The organism is Planktotalea sp., assembly GCF_049680325.1.
Lineage (GTDB): Bacteria > Pseudomonadota > Alphaproteobacteria > Rhodobacterales > Rhodobacteraceae > Planktotalea.
In genome coordinates this window covers 1-7147 of record NZ_JBAUHO010000077.1, presented here as the reverse complement: position 1 = coordinate 7147, position 7147 = coordinate 1, and the positions used below count along the sequence as shown (strand labels likewise).

7 protein-coding genes are annotated in these 7147 nt (G+C 55.6%); 4 read left to right on the top strand and 3 right to left on the bottom strand.

Translation table 11 applies throughout. The features are described from left to right. Window positions 1-456: Rrf2 family transcriptional regulator (locus WBC85_RS03215; protein WP_424433234.1), on the bottom strand; the 456-nt coding region annotated here is incomplete at its 3' end. 191 nt (window positions 457-647) lie between these two features. Between WBC85_RS03215 and WBC85_RS03210 the strand changes: the two genes are divergently transcribed. The 3 genes from WBC85_RS03210 to WBC85_RS03200 are packed head-to-tail and all read left to right on the top strand — an operon-like array spanning window position 648 to window position 2125. Beyond that, the gene (locus WBC85_RS03210) at window positions 648-1304 is read left to right on the top strand and encodes an alpha/beta hydrolase (RefSeq protein ID WP_424433233.1); all 657 of its coding nucleotides are present in this window, start codon (window positions 648-650) and stop codon (window positions 1302-1304) included. Window positions 1305-1316: 12 nt separating this feature from the next. Beyond that, a complete protein-coding gene (locus WBC85_RS03205) occupies window positions 1317-1553 on the top strand; it encodes a hypothetical protein (RefSeq protein ID WP_424433232.1) in 237 nt (78 codons plus the stop codon). Continuing rightward, the gene (locus WBC85_RS03200; protein WP_424433231.1) at window positions 1550-2125 is read left to right on the top strand and encodes an HD domain-containing protein; all 576 of its coding nucleotides are present in this window, start codon (window positions 1550-1552) and stop codon (window positions 2123-2125) included. The genes WBC85_RS03205 and WBC85_RS03200 overlap by 4 nt, the downstream gene beginning before the upstream one ends. 24 nt (window positions 2126-2149) lie before the next feature. Here the strand turns inward: WBC85_RS03200 and mfd are convergent, their stop codons facing one another. Together mfd and WBC85_RS03190 are read right to left on the bottom strand one after the other, a co-directional pair. Then, window positions 2150-5602, bottom strand: a complete 3453-nt coding sequence (mfd, locus tag WBC85_RS03195) for a transcription-repair coupling factor (protein WP_424433230.1) — start codon at window positions 5600-5602, stop codon at window positions 2150-2152. 30 nt (window positions 5603-5632) lie between these two features. Next, window positions 5633-6124 carry a component of SufBCD complex gene (locus tag WBC85_RS03190; RefSeq protein WP_424433235.1) on the bottom strand — a complete coding sequence of 164 codons (492 nt, stop codon included), beginning with the start codon at window positions 6122-6124 and terminating at the stop codon, window positions 5633-5635. A gap of 165 nt (window positions 6125-6289) precedes the next feature. Between WBC85_RS03190 and hemB the strand changes: the two genes are divergently transcribed. After that, on the top strand, window positions 6290-7147 hold an 858-nt coding region (hemB, locus tag WBC85_RS03185), incomplete at its 3' end, for a porphobilinogen synthase (protein WP_424433229.1).

The following is a 7147-nucleotide window of genomic DNA, read 5'->3' as shown; positions in this document are numbered from 1 at the left end:
TTCATCCACAATATCAAACAGCGAAGGCACCGCAGGGCACGGTGCAAGGCCGTTGGTTACCACATCCGACAGACGTGTCTGGTGAAGGTAAACATAGACATTCGCGCTTAACCCTTCCCACAGACGGTTTGTCATGCTCTGCGCGCGACTACCCGAACTGCCACCAGAGGCGCCCGCCCCCTTGTGCATCGCATCCACGGTTTCATCGACAGCGCCAAGAACATCCAACACACGAATGTCGGACGGGGCCTTGGCAAGACGATACCCGCCACCCGGCCCACGCACGGATTCGACCAGTTCTGCGCGGCGCAGCTTGACAAACAGCTGCTCAAGGTAAGGCAAGGATATATCTTGCCGGCGGGAAATATCACCAAGCGTTACCAATCCATCGCCACGCTGAAGCGCGATATCGGTAAGCGCCACCATCGCATAACGCCCTTTTGTCGACAGCTTCATTGTGTTGCCCCGTAGTAAGTTTGCAAAACCCGCGCCCAAATATAGGCAAAGTCGCTGATTAGATTGACCTTCGCACCAGCATTGCCTATCTGCATGCAAAGGCCGGGCCCAGCTCAGCTTAGAATGGTTCTAAAGTGTCCGAGCAAATTCGTCAAGAATTGTAGCAGCACTTTCCGCAGGAGTTTACGCATATGCCCGAGGTCATTTTCCCAGGTCCCGAAGGTCGCCTCGAAGGCCGCTATCACCCGCAAAAGGAAAAGGACGCACCGATTGCTATCGTGCTGCATCCACATCCACAATTCGGCGGGACGATGAACAACAAGGTCGTCTATAACCTTCACTATGCCTTTTATAACATGGGCTTCACGGTTCTGCGATTCAACTTCCGCGGTGTCGGTCGCAGCCAGGGCGAATACGATCAAGGCATTGGCGAGCTGTCCGATGCGGCTTCTGCGCTCGATTACCTGCAATCGATGAACAACAACTCCAAACATTGCTGGGTCGCGGGCTTCAGCTTTGGCGCGTGGATCGGCATGCAGCTTTTGATGCGCCGCCCCGAGATCACAGGTTTCATCTCGGTTAGCCCGCCTGCGAACATGTACGACTTCAGCTTCCTTGCACCCTGCCCCGCGTCAGGTCTTATCATCAACGGCACCGCAGATCGCGTGGCACCGCCTGCTGACACCGTCACGCTTGTGAATAAACTGCACGAGCAAAAAGGCATCACCGTCACCCATCAGGAACTTGAAGGCTCTGGCCACTTCTTTTCCGAAGAAGAGCAAATGGATATGATGATCGGCAATGTCTCCACCTATGTGAAGCGCCGCCTGACGGAGACAACACGCTAAAGGACGCCGCAAATGAGTGCGATCATTGATAAACTGGCCGACGATCTGGCCAAGGACGCGATTGAAGCTGCAACGGCTCTTGGTGATGAAGAACTGGTTGTTGATATCGGCAATCAGCTCGCCTCTTCCTCGACCACTGCCGAGGAAGCATTCATGACCGCCGCGCGCGTGCGCATGGCGCTGATACGCGGACGGCAGATGCTGAATGATCGGATTAACGCAGCAGCCGCCAAGCTGGACAAGGAATGAACAAGCGCCTCGATGCGCAAATGGCATTCCTGAATGAAGCGGACAAGCTGAAATCGGTGATCCGCGCCACAACGCTTTGCGATGGCTCGCGCCGTGAAAATTCGGGCGAACACAGCTGGCATATCGCGTTATACGCGTTGGTCTTGGGCGAACATGCCCCGGTTGGCGTTGATATCAACCGCGTCATCAAGATGCTTTTGTTACATGATCTGGTCGAAATCGATGCAGGCGATGCACCAATTTTCGGCGATCATGACATTGCGGCGATGGAAGCGGATGAAGCCAAAGCGGCAGACCGAATATTCGGTCTTTTGCCCAACGATCAAGGCCAGGACCTTCGCGCGCTCTGGGAAGAATTCGAAGCCGCACAAAGCCCTGATGCGATTTTCGCCAAATCACTGGATCGCTTTCAGCCCCCGAACCAGAACCTGATGGCAAATGGCGGCAGCTGGACGGATTACGGTGTCAGCTACGAAACCGTTGAAACCCGTGTCGGCTCAAAAATCGCGCGCGGCGCGCCTGCCTTATGGCAATGGCTGGCACCCAAAATCAAAGAATGGTTCACGCGCTAGGGCCAGATCCATTTCTAAAGCGATTTACCCCGCGCGTTTCTTGATCGCGCCCGCTTGTTCAGCCAGATCGCGCGCAATCGCGAAGGCGCCCTTGATCTTATCCACGTCGTTTTTCCAATCGCGGCGCACCACGATCTTGTTGTCACGCACCTTGGCCAACCCGCGCTCGCCCTGAATGAAGTTCACCAAACCCTCGGGCGAGGCAAACTTGTCATTATGGAACTGCACAGTCGCGCCTTTGGGACCTGCATCCAGCTTGGCAATACCTGCCTTCTTGCACATCGCTTTGATCCGAACGACCAGCAAGAGCGTGTTCACCTCTTTGGGCAGTTTGCCAAAACGGTCGATCAATTCAGCGGCAAAGCCTTCCAATTCAACCTTTGTCGTCAAGGATGACAAACGGCGGTAAAGCCCAAGGCGCACATCCAAGTCTGGCACGAATGCCTCGGGAATAAGAACAGGCACACCTAGATTGATCTGCGGTGCCCATTGCCCGTCGTCTTCGCTCAAGCCTTGCAGTTCACCCGAACGGATCTTGGCAATCGCCTCTTCCAGCATGGATTGATAAAGTTCATAGCCCACATCGCGCATTTGACCGGATTGCTCTTCGCCCAGCAGATTACCGGCCCCGCGAATATCCAGATCTTGCGAGGCAAGCGTGAACCCTGCCCCAAGCGTGTCCAATGACCCTAAAACGCGCAAACGTTTCTCGGCCGTTGTGGTCAGTTTCGTGCGTGGCTTCGTTGTGAGATAAGCATAGGCACGGGTCTTTGAGCGTCCGACACGGCCACGAATTTGATAAAGCTGCGCAAGGCCGAACATATCGGCGCGGTGCACGATCATCGTGTTCGCAGTCGGGATATCCAGCCCGCTTTCCACAATCGTCGTAGCCAGCAGAATATCGTATTTCCCGTCGTAGAACGCGTTCATGCGATCATCAAGTTCGCCCGCCGCCATTTGCCCATGCGCAACCATATAGGTGAGTTCGGGCAATTGTTCTTTGAGGAAGGTTTCAATCTCTGGAAGGTCGGAAATACGCGGCACCACATAGAAGGATTGCCCCCCGCGATAATGCTCGCGCAGCAACGCCTCGCGCAGGGTAATGGCGTCAAATTCACTGACATAGGTGCGGATTGCCAAACGATCGACCGGCGGCGTGCCAATGATCGACAGATCGCGCACACCGGACAAAGACAGCTGCAAGGTGCGCGGGATCGGCGTGGCTGTCAGGGTCAGCACGTGAATATCCGTGCGCATCTGCTTCAATCGCTCTTTATGCCCCACGCCAAAATGCTGCTCTTCGTCGATAATCAACAGACCAAGGTTGTTGAACTTTGTGTTCTTGGCCAGCAAAGCATGGGTGCCGACAACAATATCCACCGCGCCAGAGGCCATATCTTTACGCGTTTCTTCCGCATTTTTCGCAGTAACAAAACGGGACAAGGGTCTGACTTCAATTGGAAAACCGCGAAAACGCTCGGCAAAACTCTTGTAGTGTTGGCGCGCCAGCAAAGTCGTCGGCGCAATGATCGCGACCTGAACACCCGACATCGCCGCGATGAATGCCGCGCGCATCGCGACTTCTGTCTTGCCAAAGCCCACATCACCGCAAATCAAACGATCCATTGGCTGGCCTGATCCCATATCCGCCAGAACATCGCCAATGGCACTCAGTTGATCGTCCGTCTCCTGATAAGGAAAACGTGCAGAGAACGCATCCCACATGCCGGGTGGTGGCTCCATGATCGGCGCGCGGCGCAGTGCGCGTTCGGCTGCGACACGGATCAATTTATCCGCCATCTCGCGAATGCGCTCTTTCAGCTTGGCCTTTTTCGCCTGCCATGCACCGCCGCCAAGGCGATCAAGCAAGCCCTCTTCGTGACCATATTTGCTAAGCAACTCGATGTTCTCGACAGGCAAATAAAGCCGCGCGCTTTCGGCGTAATCGAGCAGAATACACTCATGCGCCGCACCAGCGGCTGTAATCACCTCAAGGCCCTGATACCGTCCGATCCCGTGATCCACATGCACGACCAAATCACCGGGATTGAGGCTTTGGGTTTCGGTAAGGAAGTTTTCGGCCTTGCGGCGTTTCTTTGCACTACGGATCAAACGATCGCCAAGAACGTCCTGCTCGGAAATGACCGTCAGATCAGGGCTTTCAAAGCCATGCTCCAGCGCCCAAACCGCCAGATGCAAACCGTGCTTCGTAACCCCTTTGGCGTCGCGGATCTGGATCGTTTCGGCCAGACCTTCGTCTTCGATCAATCCCGAAAGACGCTCGCGCGCGCCTTCGGAATAGGACGCCACGACAACAGGTCCCTGCGCCATTTTTATGCGAATATGTGCAGCTAAGGCACCGAAAAGACTTATGCTTTCCTGTTGGCGTTCTGGCGAAAAGTTGCGGCCAATACGCCCGCCAGCGTCGGTCACACCCAAACCCGTCGCCTGCGGCAACGCGCTGAACTGGACAACGCGATGATTGGAAATCGCCGCGTCCCAAGCCGCCTCATCCAGATAGAGCAGTTTTGCTGGCGCGGGTTTATAAACCGAATCCATCCGCTTCTTCGCGCTCATCGCGATCTTGCGGGTTTCATATTGATCTTCCACGCTCTCCCAACGGGCAATGCGCGCTGCTGTCAGGGCATCATCACAGGTGATCGTTGCCTTAGGCAGATAATCAAAGAGCGTCTCGAGCTTTTCATGAAAGAACGGCAACCAATGCTCAACGCCTTGGTGTTTGCGCCCTGCACTGACCGCTTCATACAAGGGATCATCCGTACCAGCCGCACCGAATTCGATACGGTAGTTCTGGCGGAAACGGGTGATCGCCTCCTCATCGAGGATGACCTCAGACACAGGCGCGAGTTCGATGTTGTCCAGCTTTTGCGTTGTGCGCTGTGTTGCCGGATCAAAGCGGCGTGCACCGTCCAGAACATCGCCGAACAAATCAAGGCGGATCGGCCCAAGCTCACCCGGTGGGAAGATATCAATGATCCCGCCGCGCACAGCATAATCGCCCGGTTCCATCACTGTCGGACTTTGGACAAAACCCATACGCACCAGAAAATGACGCAGCGCCTTTTCATCCACACGCCCGCCGACCTGCGCACTGAACGCAGCTTCGCGCAGGACCGTCCGCGCCGGCAGGCGCTGCGTTGCGCCGCCAAGCGTGGTAAGCAGGATAAACCGCTCTGGCATCGCGTGCACCAAGGCCGCCAATGTGGCCATACGCGCGGCAGAAATATCCGCATTGGGCGATACGCGATCATAGGGCAAGCAATCCCAGCCCGGGAACACCAGAACAGGCATGTCAGGCGCGAAGAAACGCAAAGCATCCTGCATTGCCACCATACGCTTGTCATCGCGCGCAATGTGACACACGGGACCGCTGCCTGCCTCTAACTCATTCAGGATCAGACGGGCATCAAAGCCCTCTGGCGCACCAGAAACGGTGATATGCTTAGCATTACTCATAAGTAGGGATCGTTCCTTGGGCCGTGCGTCTCAAAGGCCAAAGGGGCCAAGTGCCAGATTGGTGTACATTCCCCACATCGCCGTGATGAAAATCGAGATCATTCCGATGATCTGCACGAAAATACGGTGGCGAAACAAACGCTTGTAAAGCGCTTCGCCCGAAGCTGCCGTATCCTGTATAAGCCGCGCCGTGTTAAGGCTAAGCAAGCCGACAAGGGTCATAGGTGCCAACAGCAGAAACACCGCTTGCGCGAATTCAACCCAATAGAAAAAGCCAAGAATGCCAAGCCCTGTTAGCAAAAAACAGGTCAGCCCGGCCAACCAAAGCCCGGACATGCGCCCGATATACAAAAGCCGCGTTACGTTGATGCGCACCAGATCTTCCATGTCAGTCACCGCATCACCACCATGACGGCGCGCGCGCAGCACCAGATCATAGGGCACGCCCAAAATCCAATGGGACGCAGAAGACCACATCACGGCCAAAGCGATCCAAAACCAAAGGTTCGAGAAAGAGCGCATATCAATGAGCTCAAAAAGGGCATCTGTTAGGGTCAAATTGACTCGCTCAATCGCATATTATGTCTGTGGCGCTCTATAACGGGCCTTTGCGGCAATTCCCAGCCTTGTTCTAATGCCCCGCGCATGGCAGGTTCAGGGCGAGACAAAACTGCCATGAGGCCCGCCATGACCCGCACCGTTGCGCCCTTTCCCGCTGCCCGATTTCGCCGTGCCCGCAGCACAGCAGCTTTGCGGGCCCTGACGCGAGAAAACACACTGACGCCATCCGATCTGATCTGGCCGATTTTTGTGCGCGCAGGCAAGGACATCGAAGAACCGGTCGCCTCAATGCCCGGCGTTGTGCGGCGCTCAGTTGATAAGATCGCTCAGGCCGCGAAACATGCGCAAAGCCTTGGAATTCCAGCGGTCTGTCTCTTTCCCTACACCGATGCCAGCCTCAAGACGGAAGACTGCGCCGAGGCGTGGAACCCTGACAATCTGAGCAATCGTGCGACGCGCGCAATTAAAGATGCAGCGCCCGATATAGCGGTGATGACAGATGTCGCATTGGACCCCTACAACATCAACGGGCACGACGGTTTTGTCGTGAATGGTGAAATCGTCAATGACCGCACAGTCGAAGCGCTTGTCAGAATGACGCTGGCACAAGCCGAGGCCGGAGCAGATATTATCGGCCCGTCGGATATGATGGACGGACGCATTGGCGCAATGCGCACCGCGCTGGAATCCGAAGGACATCAGAACGTGATGATCCTGAGTTATGCTGCCAAATACGCCTCTGGGTATTATGGCCCGTTCCGCGATGCGGTCGGTGCTTCTGGCGCTCTGACAGGTGACAAGAAAACCTATCAAATGGACCCTGCCAATTCGGACGAAGCCATGCGCCTTATCCAGCGTGACCTTTCTGAGGGTGCGGATATGGTCATGGTTAAACCCGGCATGCCCTATCTTGATATTTGCAGCCGCGTAAAACGCGAGTTCGGCGCGCCGACCTATGCGTATCAGGTCAGCGGTGAATATGCG